Origin of the sequence: Vibrio aestuarianus (assembly GCF_012395185.1) — a bacterium.
Classification (GTDB): Bacteria; Pseudomonadota; Gammaproteobacteria; order Enterobacterales; family Vibrionaceae; genus Vibrio; species Vibrio aestuarianus.
In genome coordinates this window covers 40236-58931 of the sequence record NZ_JAAZTU010000007.1, presented here as the reverse complement: position 1 = coordinate 58931, position 18696 = coordinate 40236, and the positions used below count along the sequence as shown (strand labels likewise).

The window sequence follows — 18696 nt, the reverse complement described above, 5'->3', positions numbered from 1 at the left end:
TTAATCGTTGAAGTGATGGTAAACAAATGACAGATAGCAAAACCTTGCCAGCAGAGATCCCAACTCTCTACATTGTTCCTACGCCAATTGGCAATTTGGGCGATATTACCCAGCGTGCCATCGAGGTACTTTCAAGTGTTGATGTTATCGCTGCGGAAGACACACGCCATACAGGCAGACTTCTCGCTCACTTCAATATCCCAACTAAAACCTTTGCCCTGCATGATCACAACGAACAACAAAAAGCACAAGTGTTAGTCGATAAATTATTATCGGGGCAATCTATCGCATTGGTTTCGGATGCGGGAACGCCACTTATCAGTGACCCAGGATACCATCTTGTCAATCAATGTCGTCAAGCAGGTGTTAGAGTTGTGCCATTGCCCGGTGCATGTGCGGTAATAACAGCATTGAGCGCTTCTGGTTTGCCTTCTGACCGCTTTAGTTTTGAAGGTTTCTTACCACCGAAAAGTAAAGGCCGTAAAGACAAGTTTTTAGAGATAGCGAAAGCAGAGCGCACTTGTATTTTCTATGAATCACCGCATCGAATCACTGAATCTTTACAAGATATGTTGGATATTTTAGGCCCAGAGCGTGAAGTGGTGATAGCGCGAGAGCTAACCAAAACATTTGAAACGATCCAAGGGTTACCGTTAGGGGAATTGATCCCGTGGATCAACGAAGATGAAAACCGTAAACGTGGTGAAATGGTGCTGCTTATCCATGGTCACCGAGAAAATGCGAACGACGAATTGCCCGATGAGGCACTAAGAACGCTAACCATTTTGAGCAAAGAGTTGCCTTTAAAGAAAGCAGCAGCTTTGACGGCTGAAATTTATAACTTGAAAAAGAACGCTCTGTATAAATGGGGGCTTGAGAATTTTCAGTCATAACGTTTATTACACGTCGATGATGAATATTTGAACACTTAAACTCAAATTAATGGCTTAAATCGTTTCAGCCTAGACACTGCATACCTTTCTCTATACAATCCGCCCTCGGAGTTGACTGGGTAGTCGCTGCTTCATTGATGTCCCTTAGCCTTGTGCTGGGGAGACTGATGGAGGGGAGGAAAGTCCGGGCTCCATAGAGCAGGGTGCCAGGTAACGCCTGGGGGGCGCAAGCCTACGACAAGTGCAGCAGAGAGAAGACCGCCGATGGCCCAATTTCTTCGGAATGGGAACAGGTAAGGGTGAAAGGGTGCGGTAAGAGCGCACCGTGCGTCTGGCAACAGTTCGTAGCAAGGTAAACTCCACCCGGAGCAAGACCAAATAGGCTTCCACGTTGCGTTGCTCGCGTAAGGAAGCGGGTAGGTTGCTTGAGCCAGTGAGCGATTGCTGGCCTAGACGAATGGCTACTGCCGCGCAAGCGGAACAGAACCCGGCTTATACGTCAACTCCACCTATACGAGACCCATCATAACACTTGTGGTTATGATGGGTTTTTTGCTTTTTATTGACGAAAATTATTTCGTAAGCAATAAACTTAGCGCAATATCACGTGATTCCTAGCGCAAGTGGTAGCGATAGCGCGTGAAATCAGTACACTGATATCATGCGTTTTCGTAAATAACTTGCGCTGAGTAAAATTACGCGTTAGCAGAATTTACCTGTTAGTAGATTGCTATATTCCAGCTTTAGCTTGATGAGACAACGATGACTGAACCTTTCCAACATATTTCTGTACTACTTAACGAATCCATTGATGGCCTCGCCATTAAACCTGATGGCATATACATTGATGGTACTTTTGGACGCGGTGGTCACAGTCGCACCATTCTGTCTAAATTGGGTGAAAACGGTCGTCTATACAGTATTGACCGTGATCCACAAGCCATTGCTGAAGCTGGTAAAATTAATGATCCGCGCTTTACCATTATTCACGGGCCATTTTCTGGTATCGCAGAGTACGCGGAGCGCTATGATTTAGTGGGTAAAGTTGATGGAGTATTGCTTGATTTAGGCGTTTCCTCACCACAACTTGATGATGCTGAACGTGGTTTTAGCTTCATGAAAGATGGCCCATTAGATATGCGTATGGACCCAACGTCAGGTATTCCTGTCTCTCAATGGCTTGCACAAGCTGATTTGGACGACATTACGTGGGTTATTCGTGAGTTTGGTGAAGATAAACATGCTCGTCGTATTGCGAAAACAATTGTTGCGCACCGTGAAGATGAAGAAAAAGAGCCGCTGACACGAACTGGTCAATTGGCTAAGTTAATTTCTGATGCAGCACCAAAAAGCTTTAAAGAGAAAAAACACCCTGCGACTCGTTCATTCCAAGCTTTTCGTATCTATATCAATAGCGAATTGGAAGAAATCGATACGGCATTAAAAGGCGCGGCCAAAATTTTAGCTCCTCAAGGTCGTTTATCGGTGATCAGTTTCCATTCATTAGAAGATCGCATGGTGAAGCGTTTTATTCGTAAAGAGAGCAAGGGCCCAGAAGTGCCGCATGGGCTTCCATTGACTGAGGTGCAAATTCAGGCATTGGGTTCTGCAAACTTGAAAAATGTGGGTAAAGCCATCATGCCGACAAAAGAAGAAGTCGAACTCAACCCGCGCTCACGTAGTTCTGTACTTCGAGTCGCAGAAAAATTGTAATTCATGCCTAAGTCGAATCCCAACCTAGCAAAATTGATTGCACTTGACCTATTAACGGTTGGTCGAGTGCCGCTTATTTTGCTTGCTCTGATTTTTAGCAGTGCGATGGGAGTGGTTTTTATCACTCATCATTCGAGACAAGCGATTTCAGAAAAAGATCAGGCTCTGGTCGAAAGGGAGCTACTTGATAGCGAGTGGCGTAATTTGATCATTGAGGAAACGGCCTTGGCTGAGCATAGTCGAGTACAAAGCCTAGCTAAACAAGATCTAGAGATGAAGCGCCCTGACTCGGATAAAGAAGTGGTGATTACGCTCAAATGAAGAAAAGTAAAACCAAGGCTCAACCTGCACCACGTCAAGAAAAACAAGCCTCTCCCATTTTAATCCAATGGCGATTTTACCTGATTTTATTTTTTGTTTTCTGCGCGTTTGCTTTGCTTGTTGGTCGAGTGGCATTCATTCAAGTGATTGAACCTGATAATTTGATCCGCGAAGGGGATATGCGTTCGGTTCGTGCTAAAACGTTACAATCAGCGCGTGGCATTATTTCTGATCGTAATGGTGAGCCATTGGCTGTCAGCGTACCAGTTGAAGCGGTATGGGCAGATCCTGTTGCTATTTTTAAAGCTGGTGGGCTTGTTGAGCGTGATCGTTGGTATGCGCTAGCGGATGTGTTGGGTATTAAGCGTGATGAATTACTGAAAAAAATTGAAAGTAATCAGTCGCGTCGTTTTATCTATTTACAGCGTCAAGTTAGTCCGGCAATGGCGAAATACATTCGAGAATTAAAGCTGGCAGGAGTGGGCTTAAAGGCCGAATCACGTCGTTACTATCCTGCAGGTGAAGTCAGTGCGCATTTAATTGGTGTAACCGGTATTGACGGGCATGGCTTAGAAGGCGTTGAGCGCAGTTATGATAAATGGTTAACCGGCGAAGCGGGCAAGCAAGTTATTCGTAAAGACCGTTATGGTCGCGTGGTAGAAAATATTTCGCTTGAAGAGCGTGAAGAAGGCAAACCACTTGAATTGACAATCGATCAACGTTTACAAGCGATTGCTTTTCGCGCAGTGAAACAGGCGGTAGCGGATTATCGTGCGACTTCTGCATCTGCGGTTCTATTGGATGTGAAAACTGGGGCGGTATTGGCGATGGTTAATGCGCCTTCCTACAACCCGAATAATCGTTCTGATTTGCAAAGCTTTAAGATGCGTAACCGCGTCATTACCGATGCTTTTGAGCCAGGCTCAACCGTCAAACCGTTCGTGGTATTAGCCGCATTAGAAAACGGAACCGCGGATGAAAATACCATCATCGATACTGGTGATGGTATTTTGCAAATTGGTGGTAGCCGAGTTCGCGACACTTCAAAGGTGGGTAAAGCAAACTTAGCGACCATTTTGAAAAAGTCGAGTAACGTGGGGGTCACTAAACTGGCTTTGGATATGCCGTTAGAAGCACTGCTTGGCATGTATAATTCAGTCGGGTTAGGTGAAGTCTCTGGCCTGAATTTAGTGGGTGAAACGGCAGGCATATTTCCGAACCGTCGTCGTTGGTCAAAATTTGAAATCGCGACCTTAGCGTTTGGTTACGGCTTATCCATTACGCCAATTCAGCTTGCTCATGCTTACGCCACGTTAGGCAATTACGGCAAATATCAACCGATCCACATTATTGAAAATAACCAGCAAGATTTATCTCACCAAGTGGTTGATCACGACAATGCTAAAAAAGTATTAGCGATGCTGGAAATGGTAACTCAACCCGGTGGAACCGCGACACAAGCAGCCGTTCCTGGATACAGGATTGCAGCCAAAACGGGTACATCTCGTAAAGCCATTTCCGGTGGCTATGGCGATGAATATTTCGCCTATACCGCAGGTGTTGCGCCGGTTAGTGACCCACGGGTGTCATTAGTGGTGATGGTGAATGAACCACAAGGTGATCAATATTACGGTGGTTCGGTTGCCGGCCCTGTATTTGCTGAAATAATGAAAGGAGCACTGCAAATTCTCAATGTTGCTCCTGATGAAAATCGATTCCAAAAATAATAAGAGAGAAGCACAATGACGCCGAGTATGTGTTTACAAGATCTCATTTCGCCTTGGATTGACCTTAACGGTCACTCTATTTCAACGCTGACGGTGAATCACTTAGAGCTAGACAGTCGCAAAATCGTTTCGGGTGATACCTTTGTCGCTATTATGGGTCACGCTAGTGATGGTCGTCAGTTTATTACTAAAGCCATTGGCAATGGTGCGAATCTCGTGTTGGCACAAGCCTGCGTGCAACACCAGCACGCGACTATCGAGGTGGTTGACGGTGTCCCGGTTCTTTACCTTTCTGATTTAAATCAGCATCTATCGCAATTAGCTGGGCGTCTATTTACTCATTCAAGCAATACCTTGATTGGTGTGACGGGCACTAATGGAAAAACCACCATTACTCAGTTGATCGCGCAATGGATTGACTTGCTCGGCAATAAAGCTGCGGTAATGGGCACCACGGGTAATGGTTTTCTTGAACACTTACAACCTGCGGCCAATACCACGGGTAATGCCATTGAAGTGCAGTCGAAAATCTACCAATTGGCTCAGCAAGGAGCGCATTACACCGCGTTGGAAGTCTCTTCTCATGGCTTGGTTCAAGGTCGAGTAAAAGATCTGAAATTTGCCGTCGGTGTATTTTCAAACCTTAGCCGTGATCACTTGGATTACCATGGCACGATGGAAGAATACGCTAAAGCGAAGCTGTCTCTCTTTACTCAACATCAATGTCAACTGGCGATCATTAATGCTGATGATCCTGTTGGAGCTCAATGGCTTGAAACACTTAGCGACGCGATTGCGGTTTCTTTGCATGCTGCGCCTTGTGCCAACAAAGCGTTATGGGTAACGCATATTCATTACAGCGACAATGGAATTGAGTTGGCGTTTGATGGTTTGTATGGGCAAGGTCAATTCTCAGTGCCATTAATTGGTGAATTCAACGCTTGTAATGTGATGTTAGCTTTTGCAACCTTGCTCAGTTTAGGTTTTGATAAGCAAGCACTGGTAGATAGTGCCCCGTTGTTGACTCCGGTTATTGGACGAATGGAGTTATTCCAAGCGCCTCAAAAAGCTAAAATTGTTGTCGATTACGCTCATACGCCTGATGCGTTAGAAAAAGCATTGAGTGCATTGCGAGTGCATTGCCAAGGTCAACTTTGGGCCATCTTTGGCTGTGGTGGTGACCGAGATAAAGGCAAGCGACCAATGATGGCGGAAATCGCTGAGCGTTGTGCTGACCGCGTTATTTTGACCGATGATAACCCTCGTAGTGAAGATCCTGCGCAAATTGTGCAAGACATGTTGGCTGGGTTGAAGAATCCACAACACGCGCACGTTGAACATAGCCGATATGCTGCGGTTAGGTTTGCTCTTACGAATGCTAATCAGCAGGATATCATTCTGTTAGCAGGTAAAGGGCATGAAGATTATCAAGTGATGGCCAATGAAACCATCCACTACTCAGATCGAGAATCAGCCCAAACTTTACTGGAGATAGGCGCATGATCGAAGTTTCCCTACAACAGTTAACTTCAGTATTAGATGCTCAGCTTATTGGCGAAAATAAGCTGATTTCATCGATTTCTACCGATACAAGAAAAATTGACCAAGGTGCGTTATTTATCGCTTTAGTGGGCGAAAAATTTGATGCACACGATTTTGCTACACAAGCTGTCGATGGCGGTGCTGGTGCTTTATTGGTGCAGCGTGAGTTGAACGTAGCTATTCCTCAATTGTTGGCTGCTGACACTAAATTAGCATTAGGCCAACTTGCTGCTTGGGTGCATGACAGTTGTAATACGCCGACGGTTGCAATTACGGGTAGTTGCGGCAAGACCACCGTCAAAGAGATGGTGGCGAGCATCATGTCAGGCAAAGGGCGGGTTCTTTTTACTGCGGGCAATTTCAACAATGATATTGGTGTGCCACTGACCTTATTACGTTCAACGCCAGAAGATGATTATGCCGTCATTGAGTTAGGCGCCAATCATATTGGTGAGATTGCTTACACGACATCATTAGTAAAGCCGCTCGCGGCTGTGGTGAATAATGTAGCTGCTGCCCATTTAGAAGGTTTTGGTTCAATTGATGGCGTTAAACAGGCAAAAGGCGAAATCTATCAAGGTCTTGCTCCGGGTGCGACGGCGATTGTTAATTTGGATAGCCAAGGGAATGAATTCTGGCATTCTGTGTTGGCCGATAAAACAGTAAAAACTTTTTCTGTTGCCAATCAGCAAGCGGACTTCTGGGCGAAAGATATTCGACTAAATGCAAATAGCGAAGCTTGCTTTGAAATGGTTACGCCCGTTGGCCATATTGATATTCAATTGGGTATTGTGGGTCAACACAATGTATCTAACGCTCTCTCAGCTGCGGCCTTAGCCTTAGAGTTGGGTGCTACGTTAAGTGAAGTGCAGCATGGTTTGGCGCATTTAGCCAAAGTGCAAGGGCGGGTGGATGTATCGCAGCTAACATCGAATATCAAACTGATTGATGATAGCTATAACGCTAGCGTGCCAGCGATGAAAGCGGCTATTGACCTACTTAGCAGTTTTTCTGCAAAGCGTTGGTTAATTTTAGGTAATATGGCGGAGTTAGGCGAGGAAAGCCTTGCACTTCACCGTCAAGTCGGTGAACATGCTGCCCCATTCCAGTTTGAAAATGTCCTTACTTATGGTCACGATACAAAAGTGATCAGTGAGGTATGTCATGGCCGCCATTTTGAAAGCCATGCGGACATGATTGCTTATATCGAGCAGCAGTTATCACAATCAGATCAAGACTCTCATATCTTATTAGTGAAAGGCGCAAATAGTGCTGGTATGGGTAAAGTCGCGGCTGCTCTTAAGGAGAAATACTCATGATTATTTGGCTTGCGGAGCTGCTCCAGCCATACTTCTCATTTTTTCGTTTGTTCGAATATCTCTCGTTTCGGGCCATTGTCAGTATCTTAACGGCGCTTGGTTTGTCGTTATGGATGGGACCTCGCTTAATTAAGCGTTTGCAACTGCTGCAAATTGGTCAAGTGGTACGAAATGACGGCCCTGAATCCCATTTCAGCAAGCGCGGCACACCAACTATGGGCGGTGTTATGATCCTTGCCTCCATTGTTATTACCGTGCTGTTGTGGACCGATCTATCCAACCCTTATATTTGGGCGGTGTTAGCGGTGTTGCTTGGCTATGGCGCGGTTGGATTTGTCGATGATTACCGCAAAGTAGTGCGAAAAAATACCGATGGATTGATCGCACGTTGGAAGTATTTTTGGCAGTCTGCGATTGCTTTAGTGGTTGCCTTTGCCTTGTATGCTCATGGCAGTGATACCGCAGCAACTCAACTGGTGGTGCCATTTTTTAAAGACGTAATGCCACAACTTGGCTTGCTCTATATTGTACTCACTTATTTTGTGATTGTTGGAACCAGCAACGCTGTTAACTTAACCGATGGCTTAGATGGTTTGGCTATTATGCCAACCGTACTGGTCGCGGCAGGTTTTGGGGTTATTGCTTGGGCAACTGGTAACGTTAACTTTGCCAATTATTTGCATATTCCTTATATCCCTTACACGTCAGAGCTTGTAGTGGTTTGCACCGCGATTGTCGGCGCCGGTTTAGGTTTTCTATGGTTTAACACTTATCCTGCACAAGTGTTCATGGGAGATGTTGGTTCACTCGCCTTAGGCGGTGCGCTTGGAACAATTGCCGTATTAGTTCGACAAGAATTTGTGTTGGTGATCATGGGTGGTGTTTTTGTTATAGAAACATTATCGGTGATTTTGCAGGTCGGTTCTTACAAATTACGTGGACAACGAATTTTCCGTATGGCACCTATCCACCATCACTATGAACTGAAAGGCTGGCCAGAACCTAGAGTGATCGTGCGTTTTTGGATTATCTCTATCGTATTGGTTTTAGTCGGTTTAGCGACACTTAAAGTGCGTTAATAACTCTTCGTCGACAGCGTTAAATGGATGGAAAGATGGATCGTTGGCAAGGTATTAAAAATGTTGTGGTAGTTGGGCTCGGTATGACCGGGCTCTCTGTCGTTAATTATCTGCGTCATTTAGACCGTTCATTATCGATTAAAGTGATCGATACTCGAGATAATCCACCAAGCCAAGATCAACTAACTTCTGAGGTTGCTCTACATCATGGCAGTTGGAATCTATCATGGTTACTAGAGGCAGACTTAATTGTTGCAAACCCAGGGATTGCCTTGGCGACTCCAGAGATCCAGCAAGCCATCGCAGCCAATATTCCTGTGATTGGCGATATTGAACTTTTCGCTTGGCAGGTAGATAAACCGGTCATTGCTATCACTGGTTCAAATGGTAAGAGTACCGTGACTGACTTGACTGGAGTACTGGCCAAAGCGGCTGGAGTTAAAGTTGCTGTTGGCGGTAATATCGGAGTACCGGCTTTAGATCTGCTGCAAGAAGAGGCAGACCTTTATGTGCTGGAACTGTCGAGCTTTCAACTAGAGACCACATCCAACCTCAAGCTAGTGTCCGCTGCATTTCTGAACCTGACTGAAGATCATATGGATCGCTATGAGGGTATGGAGACGTATCGTGATGCGAAACTACGCATTTTTAAACATGCGCAAGCAGCAGTAGTTAATCGGGATGATAGCGCCACTGAACCTGAAAATTTCTCGGGTAATATCGTTCGTTTTTCGGTGAATCAAAATGCCGATTACTGCACTAGGGTTATTGATGGGCAAGAGTTTCTTATTGCCAATGGGCAGCCTGTGTTAGCCAGTAATGAGCTGAGTTTAGTTGGTCGTCATAATATAGCTAACGTGCTGACGGTGATGGCTTTGCTTGATTTGGCGGGTGTTGATTATGCTAATGCGCTCGCAGCGTTGAAATCTTACAATGGGTTGACACATCGCTGTCAAGTGGTCGCTGATAATCACGGCGTTAAATGGGTCAATGACTCTAAAGCAACGAATGTGGCCAGTACGCTTGCCGCTTTGTCAGGCTTGGACTGCTCTGGATGCCTGTATCTACTCGTGGGTGGGGTTGGGAAAGGCGCAGATTTTTCACCGTTAGCGCCAATACTAGAAACGTTAAATGTTCAACTTTGTTGCTTTGGAGTTGATGGGCAACAGTTTATGCCGCTACATCCTTCGGCAAAGTTTTATGACTCAATGCAAGATATTGTGACCACGATTAAACCTCAGCTATGCCATGGTGATATGGTGATGCTGTCTCCAGCATGCGCAAGCTTTGATCAATTCAAAAACTTCATGGCAAGAGGTGATGCGTTTGCTGCTCTTGCTCAGCGTTATGCGTAAGTAAGGACTTGCATTTTGGCTTTTTCAACCATGTTCACGACGACTCGCCATTGGTTCAGGAGCAGTTCTCCTGAAGCTTTGTTCGACCGTCAGTTGGTGTGGATTGCTTTAGGCTTAATGTTAACTGGCCTTGTAATGGTCACGTCCGCGTCTTTTCCAATTAGTTCACGTCTTACCGAGCAACCTTTTCACTTTATGTTTCGGCATGCCATTTTCCTCATATTGGCACTTTTAACCTCTTCGGTTGTGTTACAAATACCGATGAAACGTTGGATGCAATACAGTTCTGTCCTGCTTGGCCTCTCTTTTTTGCTGCTTATCGTGGTGTTGCTCGCGGGGAAATCGGTTAACGGAGCATCTCGTTGGATACCACTTGGGCTATTCAATCTACAGCCTGCCGAGGTCGCCAAATTATCATTGTTTATTTTCATGTCCGGGTACTTGGTTCGTAAACATGATGAGGTAAGGCAGACCTTTTTTGGTGGATTTATGAAACCAATCATGGTGTTTGGTACGTTAGCCGCTTTGTTACTTGGCCAGCCAGATTTAGGTACCGTTGTCGTCATGTTGGTGACCTTATTCGGTATGTTGTTTATTGCTGGTGCCAAATTATCGCAGTTCATTGCGTTAATGGTGGCGGGGGTTATGGCGGTGATCGGGTTGATTGCCGCAGAGCCTTACCGTATTCGTCGCGTCACCTCTTTTTTGGACCCATGGGAAGACCCATTCGGCAGTGGTTATCAGCTAACGCAATCTTTGATGGCATTCGGCCGTGGAGAATGGTTTGGTCAAGGGCTTGGTAACTCCATTCAAAAACTTGAGTATCTACCAGAAGCACACACTGACTTCGTTTTTGCGGTACTGGCTGAAGAGCTTGGCTTTGTTGGCGTCGTTTTGGTGCTATTACTGATTTTCAGCTTGGTATTAAAAGCGGTGCTTATTGGTAAGAAAGCTTTTGAGCATGATCAGCAATTTGGTGGCTATTTAGCCTTTGGTATCGGTATTTGGTTTGCTTTCCAAACCCTAGTTAATGTCGGTGCTGCTGCAGGTATGGTACCTACTAAAGGATTAACTCTACCTTTGATCAGTTATGGTGGTTCAAGTTTAATTATTATGTCGGTTGCCGTCGCAATCTTGCTTAGAATCGATCACGAATGTCGACTTAAAGATCACAATTTAGTCTCTACAGATAAAGAATCCAATGACAAACAATAAACGTTTAATGGTGATGGCTGGTGGAACGGGAGGGCATGTATTCCCCGGACTGGCTGTAGCCAAACAACTTCAACAGCAAGGTTGGGAAATTCGTTGGTTAGGTACAGCAGATCGTATGGAAGCGGATCTCGTACCTAAGCATGGTATTGAAATTGATTTTATCAAAGTGAAAGGGTTACGTGGGCAAGGTGTACTGCGTTTACTAAAAGCACCTTTTCAAATCATCAATGCGATTTTTCAGGCGCGTAGTTACATCAAAAAATGGCAACCGGATGCAGTACTTGGAATGGGTGGATATGTCAGTGGCCCTGGCGGTGTTGCTGCATGGTCACTAGGGATTCCTGTTGTACTACACGAACAAAACGCGGTGGCCGGTTTAACCAACCAATGGCTGTCTAAAATTGCCAAACGAGTTTTTCAAGCCTTTCCTGGTGCTTTTGCTAATGCCGAAGTTGTCGGTAACCCAGTAAGAGAAGATGTGGCAAACCTTCCTGCCCCTGAAACGCGTTTTTTAAATAGAGATGAGCCGATTCGAATTTTAGTGATGGGTGGTAGTCAAGGCGCACAGATACTCAATCGCTCAATGCCCGAAGTAATGGCTAAGCTTGGTGATGGCTATCAAATATGTCACCAAGCCGGCAAGAATAATCAACAAGCCGTTGAGCAAGTTTATCGTGAACTGCAAGTCAACAATGCTCATGTCACCGAGTTTATTGATGACGTTGCTGGTGCCTATGAATGGGCTGACCTGCTAGTCTGTCGTTCTGGGGCATTAACTGTTTCTGAAGTATCTGCAGCCGGTGTTGGCGCTATTTTTATTCCATTCATGCATAAAGATAGACAACAAGCACTCAATGCTGATCACCTAGTGGCTTGTGGTGCAGCAAAAATGATCGAGCAGCCTCAACTAACTATTGATGGCCTTACTGCTCAAATTGCCGAGTTAGATCGCAACCAATTATTGGCTATGGCGATACAAGCACGCGCAGCTGCACAGCTTAATGCTGATAAAGTCGTCGCAGACGCCATCATTGCACTTACCCAATAACGAGACCTTTTCATGACCATTAAACATACTCAAGATTTAGCTCAAATCCGCGCTATGGTGCCAGAGATGCGCCGTGTTAAGTGTATCCATTTTGTTGGTATTGGCGGTGCTGGCATGAGTGGTATTGCTGAAGTACTACTTAACGAAGGTTATCAAATTACCGGTTCTGACATGGCGTCTAACCCAGTGACGGAACGATTAGAGAGTAAAGGCGCGACGATTTTTTTCGGCCACCAAGCGAGTAATATTGAACAGGCGAGCGTTGTTGTGGTTTCAACAGCGATCAATGAGCAAAATCCGGAGCTTAAAGCCGCTCGAGAATTGCGTATTCCGATTGTACGTCGAGCTGAAATGCTTGCTGAGCTAATGCGTTTTCGTCATGGCATTGCCGTGGCGGGGACGCATGGTAAAACCACGACCACAGCATTAGTGACTCAAATTTATTCTGAAGCTGGGCTTGATCCAACATTTGTTAATGGTGGGTTGGTGAAAAGTGCAGGTACTAATGCACGTTTAGGCTCTAGCCGTATTTTAATTGCTGAGGCTGATGAGAGTGATGCTTCATTTTTGCATTTACAACCAATGGTGAGCATTGTTACTAACATTGAAGCGGACCATATGGACACTTATGGTGGTGATTTCGAGACACTGAAGCAAACCTTTATCGATTTTCTACACAACTTACCGTTTTATGGCCAGGCTATTGTGTGTATCGATGATCCGGTCGTTCGTGAACTTATCCCTAGAATTAGTCGTCAAGTTATTACGTACGGTTTTTCTGAAGATGCAGATGTGCGCATTGAAAACTATCATCAAAAAGGTCAACAAGGTAAGTTTACGGTAGTGCGTAAAGGCAAGGCCAATCTTGATATCACCCTTAATATACCAGGTCGACACAACGCCTTGAATGCGGCTGCAGCTATTGCGGTTGCAACCGAAGATGATATCAGTGATGGTGCGATTTTAACCGCCATGGCGAACACCGAAGGTACTGGTCGTCGATTTGATCATTTGGGCGAATTTGAAACCGGTAATGGTTGCGCGATGTTAGTTGATGATTATGGCCATCACCCAACGGAAGTAGACGTTACCATTAAGGCTGCGCGCAGTGGTTGGCAAGATAAGCGCTTAGTGATGATCTTCCAACCGCATCGCTATAGTCGTACCCGAGATTTATACGATGATTTTGCCAATGTCCTTGAGCAGGTCGATGTGTTGCTGATGTTGGATGTTTACTCTGCAGGTGAAAAACCAATAGCAGGCGCTGATGGTCGCTCATTATGTCGAACTATCCGTAGTCGAGGCAAAATTGACCCAATTTTTGTACCTGACAGCAAAACCTTACCATCGGTTCTCGCTAATGTATTGCAAGATGGTGACTTGGTATTGACTCAAGGGGCTGGCGATGTCGGCAAAGTAGCTAAACAGCTAGCTACACTTGAGCTAAATATCAATAAAATGCAGAAACTTTAATTTATACAGCTTATTGGTGTATCAATATTGACTAAGATGGTATCAAGTCCAGATTTCTTGCTTTCAATGTTTGATACTTTTAGCTACCTCAGTATAATCCGAAGGTTAAAGTCAGTGCTTTTTACCTCTATTGCTAACTAAATAGGGCATGAGATTGCGATTTGAAAACAGGAACATCAGGCTTTGTTAATCAGTATATTCAATGAAAGCCAGCGTGTATCCCGTTCATCACTAGTGAAACAACATGCATTGGGCGGTGTTTTTTTTCTAGTGGTGGTGTTGTTGATTGGTTCTCTTATCTATTCAACATTAAGTTGGATGTGGGATGGCCAGCGATTACCGCTATCAAAAATTGTCTTACAAGGTGAGTTGCAATACGTATCTTCACTAGATGTTCAGCGTGCTCTTGCTAAGTTAGATCATATCGGTACTTTCATGTCACAAGATATTGATGTGCTGCAGTCGAGTGTTAAGGCAATCCCTTGGGTCGCCCATGCCTCAATCCGCAAGCAATGGCCTGATACCGTTAAGGTGTTTTTAACTGAATATCAAGCAACGGCGATCTGGAATGGTAATTCCTTATTAGACGAGCAGGGCACTGTATTCAATGGTGATATTGGTCAACTTAAAGGCGATAGAGTTAAGCTTTATGGCCCCGAAGGAAGTAACCAAGAAGTCTTGGATGTATGGAATAAAACGAACCCTAAATTTCAATCATTAGGGTTAAATATATCTTCACTGGTTCTTAATGAACGCCGAGCTTGGCAAATCATTTTAGATAATGGTATTCGTTTAGAGCTAGGTAAAGAGTCATTAGATGAGCGTATCGCTCGTTTTGTTTCTCTGTATAAGAATTTAGGTAGAAAAGCTGACCAAGTCAGCTATATCGACCTCAGGTATGATACGGGAGCCGCTGTAGGCTGGTTCCCTGAACAAGCGTTAGCACAAGAGAGTACAGATGACTAAGACCGCTGATGACAACATTATTGTTGGTCTTGATATAGGCACTGCAACCGTATCAGCTCTAGTCGGTGAAATACTGCCTGACGGTCAAATTAATATTATTGGCGCTGGAACGAGCCCATCTCGCGGGATGGATAAAGGCGGAGTTAACGATCTTGAATCGGTGGTTAAATCTGTCCAAAGAGCGGTTGATCAAGCTGAATTAATGGCCGAATGCCAAATTAGCACTGTGTTTTTATCTTTATCAGGGAAACATATTGCGAGCCGTATTGAAAAAGGCATGGGAACTATTTCTGATGAAGAAGTTTCTCAAGAAGACATGGATCGAGCGATTCATACGGCAAAGTCTATAAAAATTGGGGAAGAGCAAAGAATATTGCACGTGATTCCTCAAGAATTTACGATTGATTACCAAGAGGGGATTAAAAACCCGCTTGGTTTATCTGGTGTACGCATGGAAGTGAGCGTCCATCTTATTTCTTGCCACAATGATATGGCGAGAAATATTATTAAAGCGGTAGAACGTTGTGGCTTGAAAGTTGAGCAACTTGTTTATTCCGGTTTAGCGGCAAGTAATGCTGTGATCACTGAAGATGAACGAGAACTTGGTGTTTGCGTGGTCGATATTGGCGCAGGGACTATGGATATTGCCATCTGGACAGGTGGAGCCTTGCGACATACTGAAGTGTTTTCATACGCAGGAAACGCAGTAACCAGTGATATTGCTTTTGCTTTTGGCACGCCAGTCAGTGATGCTGAAGAAATTAAAGTTAAATATGGCTGTGCGCTGAGTGAGCTGGTGAGCAAGGATGATACGGTTAACGTCCCGAGTGTTGGTGGCAGACCGTCAAGAAGTTTGCAAAGGCAAACCTTGTCGGAAGTGATAGAGCCCCGCTACACTGAATTAATGGGGTTAGTTAACCAAACTATCGATACCGTCCAAGATAATTTGCGTAAAAATGGTATAAAACATCATTTAGCTGCTGGTGTGGTTTTAACTGGTGGTGCTGCACAAATTGAAGGGTTGGTAGAATGTGCGGAACGTGTTTTCCGCAACCAAGTTCGAGTAGGCAAACCTCTAGAGGTTAGTGGCCTCACTGATTACGTAAAAGAGCCGTATCATTCTACGGCAGTTGGTTTACTTCATTACGCAAAAGATAGTCAAATTAATGATGACACTGAATACAGCGAACCTAAACGCCAATCAATGTCGGGCTTAATTGGTCGTTTGCGTAACTGGATACAAAAAGAGTTTTAACCTGAGTTGCAGGGAAAACGGAGATAACACATGTTTGAACCGATGATGGAAATGTCTGACGATGCTGTAATTAAAGTCGTTGGAGTTGGTGGTGGTGGCGGTAACGCTGTTGAACACATGGTGCGTGAGTCCATCGAAGGCGTGGAATTCATCAGTGTCAATACCGATGCGCAAGCACTTCGTAAAACAAGCGTAAGCAGTGTCATTCAAATTGGTGGTGATATCACTAAAGGTTTGGGTGCTGGTGCGAATCCGCAAGTTGGACGTGATGCAGCTCTTGAAGACCGAGAAAGAATTAAAGAAGTTCTGACTGGTGCCGATATGGTGTTTATCGCAGCTGGTATGGGCGGTGGTACCGGTACTGGTGCAGCTCCTGTTATTGCAGAAGTAGCAAAAGAACTTGGTATTCTTACGGTTGCTGTTGTGACTAAACCTTTTAGCTTTGAAGGGAAAAAACGCTTAGCTTTTGCTGAGCAAGGAATTGAAGAGTTATCTAAGCATGTTGATTCTCTGATTACCATTCCCAATGAAAAGCTACTTAAAGTATTAGGTCGTGGCATCACCTTACTTGAAGCTTTTGCTAGCGCGAACGACGTACTTAAAAATGCCGTCCAAGGTATTGCTGAGCTAATTACTCGCCCTGGTATGATTAACGTCGACTTTGCTGATGTACGCACAGTGATGTCTGAAATGGGTCATGCCATGATGGGTAGCGGAGTGGCAAAAGGTGAAGACCGCGCAGAAGAAGCGGCAGAGATGGCAATTTCTAGCCCTCTTTTGGAAGATATTGACCTTGCTGGTGCTCGTGGTGTGCTTGTTAACATTACTGCTGGTTTGGATATGCGCCTAGATGAATTCGAAACAGTGGGTAATACTGTTAAAGCATTCGCTTCTGATAACGCTACGGTTGTTATAGGCACATCATTAGATCCTGATATGGCGGATGAAATTCGCGTGACCGTTGTCGCAACTGGTATTGGTACTGAGAAAAAACCAGATATTACGCTTGTGGCTGGCGGTAAAGCGAAAGTGGCACCAACGGTTCAGACGCAACAAATGGCTCAGCAACCAGCGGCCAAAGTTGAAGAAAAAGCGGCACAGCCTTTGCAAGAAAAAGTTGAGGTAAAACCGCAATCAGCATCGTCGTCAACGGTTTCATCTTCTTCTGGTGCAGGACAAAGCACAGCACCAAAAGCAGAGAAAGAAAGTGGGTACCTAGATATCCCAGCATTTTTACGTCGTCAGGCTGATTAAAAATTAGACATAATTTGACACTGTTCAAAATTATGGTAGCATTCGCGGTCGGTACTTAACTGACCGTGTTTTGTAGCACTGACATAGAGGCAAGTAGATGATCAGACAACGTACTCTGAAAGAAATAGTGAAAACAACTGGGGTGGGCCTTCACTCTGGTCGTAAAGTCACATTAACGCTTCGACCTGCCGCTGCAAATACGGGAATTATTTACCGCCGTACTGACGTAAATCCTCCTGTTGATTTTCCTGCTGATCCCGAGTCTGTTCGTGACACTATGTTGTGTACAGCATTGGTTAATGATCAAGGTATCCGTATTTCTACTGTTGAGCACCTAAATGCGGCGCTTGCAGGCATGGGTATTGATAACGTCATTATCGAAGTTGATGCGCCTGAAATTCCGATCATGGATGGCAGTGCAAGTCCATTTGTGTACTTGTTGCAGCAAGCTGGTATTGAAACATTAAGTGCACCGAAGCGTTTTATTCGTATTAAAAAGCCTGTGCGATTTGAAGACGGAGATAAGTGGGCAGAGTTAGTGCCTCACAACGGCTTCAGAATGGATTTTGAAATTGAATTCCAACACCCAGCGATTGATTCTGATGAACAACGCATGGTGTTTGATTTTTCTTCACAAGGTTTTGTGAAAGAGATTTCAAGAGCCCGTACTTTTGGCTTTATGCGTGATATCGAATATTTGCAATCACAAAACCTTTGTTTAGGTGGTAGTTTTGATTGCGCGATCGTGTTGGATGAGTACCGAATCCTTAATGAAGAAGGTCTTCGTTTTGCGAATGAATTCGTTACGCATAAAGTACTTGATGCTATCGGTGACCTTTATATGTGTGGTCATGCGATCATTGGTGAATTCCGTGCCTATAAATCAGGTCATGGTCTCAATAACCAATTATTGCGCGCCGTTCTGGCTGACCAAGAAGCATGGGAATGGGCGACTTTCGAAGAAGAAGTTGGCTCTCCAGTAGCTTTCGCGGAACCAAATATGGTTCTTGCGTAATAGAACGAATCAATAAAAAGCCAGACAGATGTCTGGCTTTTTTGTATCCATTGTTTCTACTTATTATTTTTTTGTTTAGCCAACTTAGCGATATTTTCTAAACGTTTTTTGATTTTTGGTGGTGCATGGTCAGCAACCATCAACAACACTTGAGCTGCATTTTCAGAAAGTGGTGGTCTGGCAATGACCTCTTTTTCATCTTTTTTTCCTCGATTACGATATAACCCAGGATTAATCTTTAGCTCAATGCTGACTAACTTTGCAAAACCTTGAGAGCGTAATTGATTAAGCAAGTGTAGGCGGTCATATTCCAATTTCATTTTAATTGCTGCACTCGCCACTTCCACAATCAGATGTCCACCACGTACATTTGCCGCACGTACATGATCTGCAGTGCCTTTAGGTAATAAAGTTTGCAATACTTTATTTAAGGCAATGATCTCGCTGGCATGTTCTTGAATTTTACGCAGTGATGAATCGCTGATCAGCTCTTTTGTTAAAGTGGGGCGATGATCGCGCAT

The 18696-nt window shown here is 44.6% G+C and carries 16 protein-coding genes and 1 other RNA gene; 16 read left to right on the top strand and 1 reads right to left on the bottom strand.

The genetic code is table 11. From position 1 onward, the window contains the following. Positions 1 to 26: 26 nt before the first annotated feature. From rsmI to lpxC, 16 genes are all read left to right on the top strand, one after another. The gene (gene rsmI / locus HGG78_RS04675) at positions 27 to 893 is read left to right on the top strand and encodes a 16S rRNA (cytidine(1402)-2'-O)-methyltransferase (protein WP_053310773.1); all 867 of its coding nucleotides are present in this window, start codon (positions 27 to 29) and stop codon (positions 891 to 893) included. 107 nt (positions 894 to 1000) lie between these two features. Then, positions 1001 to 1404, top strand: an RNA gene (gene rnpB / locus HGG78_RS04670) — RNase P RNA component class A. A 251-nt stretch (positions 1405 to 1655) separates the two neighbouring features. Then, positions 1656 to 2606 carry a 16S rRNA (cytosine(1402)-N(4))-methyltransferase RsmH gene (rsmH, locus tag HGG78_RS04665; protein WP_172532216.1) on the top strand — a complete coding sequence of 317 codons (951 nt, stop codon included), beginning with the start codon at positions 1656 to 1658 and terminating at the stop codon, positions 2604 to 2606. 3 nt (positions 2607 to 2609) lie between these two features. Then, positions 2610 to 2927, top strand: coding sequence for a cell division protein FtsL (gene ftsL, locus HGG78_RS04660; RefSeq protein WP_172532215.1), 318 nt, complete (start codon positions 2610 to 2612; stop codon positions 2925 to 2927). Then, positions 2924 to 4654: a penicillin-binding transpeptidase domain-containing protein gene (locus tag HGG78_RS04655; RefSeq protein WP_172532214.1), complete on the top strand. Its 1731-nt coding sequence runs from the start codon at positions 2924 to 2926 to the stop codon at positions 4652 to 4654. Before ftsL ends, HGG78_RS04655 begins: the two co-directional genes overlap by 4 nt. A 15-nt stretch (positions 4655 to 4669) precedes the next feature. Then, on the top strand, positions 4670 to 6157 hold the full coding sequence (gene murE, locus HGG78_RS04650; RefSeq protein WP_172532213.1) for a UDP-N-acetylmuramoyl-L-alanyl-D-glutamate--2,6-diaminopimelate ligase: 1488 nt from the start codon (positions 4670 to 4672) through the stop codon (positions 6155 to 6157). Next, positions 6154 to 7515, top strand: coding sequence for a UDP-N-acetylmuramoyl-tripeptide--D-alanyl-D-alanine ligase (gene murF / locus HGG78_RS04645; RefSeq protein WP_172532212.1), 1362 nt, complete (start codon positions 6154 to 6156; stop codon positions 7513 to 7515). The genes murE and murF overlap by 4 nt, the downstream gene beginning before the upstream one ends. Further along, a complete protein-coding gene (gene mraY, locus HGG78_RS04640) occupies positions 7512 to 8594 on the top strand; it encodes a phospho-N-acetylmuramoyl-pentapeptide-transferase (RefSeq protein ID WP_172532211.1) in 1083 nt (360 codons plus the stop codon). Before murF ends, mraY begins: the two co-directional genes overlap by 4 nt. Positions 8595 to 8617: 23 nt before the next feature. Next, positions 8618 to 9949: a UDP-N-acetylmuramoyl-L-alanine--D-glutamate ligase gene (murD, locus tag HGG78_RS04635; RefSeq protein WP_422108877.1), complete on the top strand. Its 1332-nt coding sequence runs from the start codon at positions 8618 to 8620 to the stop codon at positions 9947 to 9949. A 30-nt stretch (positions 9950 to 9979) separates the two neighbouring features. Then, positions 9980 to 11164: a cell division protein FtsW gene (ftsW, locus tag HGG78_RS04630; RefSeq protein ID WP_053310994.1), complete on the top strand. Its 1185-nt coding sequence runs from the start codon at positions 9980 to 9982 to the stop codon at positions 11162 to 11164. Beyond that, complete coding sequence (gene murG, locus HGG78_RS04625; RefSeq protein WP_053310781.1) at positions 11151 to 12212, top strand: undecaprenyldiphospho-muramoylpentapeptide beta-N-acetylglucosaminyltransferase; 1062 nt, start codon at positions 11151 to 11153, stop codon at positions 12210 to 12212. Before ftsW ends, murG begins: the two co-directional genes overlap by 14 nt. Before the next feature lie 12 nt (positions 12213 to 12224). After that, positions 12225 to 13685 (top strand): UDP-N-acetylmuramate--L-alanine ligase, encoded by a 1461-nt coding sequence (gene murC, locus HGG78_RS04620; protein ID WP_053310782.1) that lies wholly within the window; start codon positions 12225 to 12227, stop codon positions 13683 to 13685. Positions 13686 to 13868: 183 nt separating this feature from the next. Further along, a complete protein-coding gene (locus HGG78_RS04615) occupies positions 13869 to 14651 on the top strand; it encodes a cell division protein FtsQ/DivIB (protein WP_172532209.1) in 783 nt (260 codons plus the stop codon). Further along, positions 14644 to 15906, top strand: coding sequence for a cell division protein FtsA (gene ftsA, locus HGG78_RS04610; protein ID WP_053310784.1), 1263 nt, complete (start codon positions 14644 to 14646; stop codon positions 15904 to 15906). Before HGG78_RS04615 ends, ftsA begins: the two co-directional genes overlap by 8 nt. 30 nt (positions 15907 to 15936) lie before the next feature. Further along, positions 15937 to 17160, top strand: coding sequence for a cell division protein FtsZ (gene ftsZ / locus HGG78_RS04605; RefSeq protein WP_053310785.1), 1224 nt, complete (start codon positions 15937 to 15939; stop codon positions 17158 to 17160). A gap of 97 nt (positions 17161 to 17257) precedes the next feature. Beyond that, on the top strand, positions 17258 to 18175 hold the full coding sequence (gene lpxC, locus HGG78_RS04600) for a UDP-3-O-acyl-N-acetylglucosamine deacetylase (RefSeq protein ID WP_053310786.1): 918 nt from the start codon (positions 17258 to 17260) through the stop codon (positions 18173 to 18175). 56 nt (positions 18176 to 18231) lie between these two features. Here the strand turns inward: lpxC and HGG78_RS04595 are convergent, their stop codons facing one another. Then, a complete protein-coding gene (locus HGG78_RS04595) occupies positions 18232 to 18696 on the bottom strand; it encodes a DUF721 domain-containing protein (RefSeq protein ID WP_172532208.1) in 465 nt (154 codons plus the stop codon).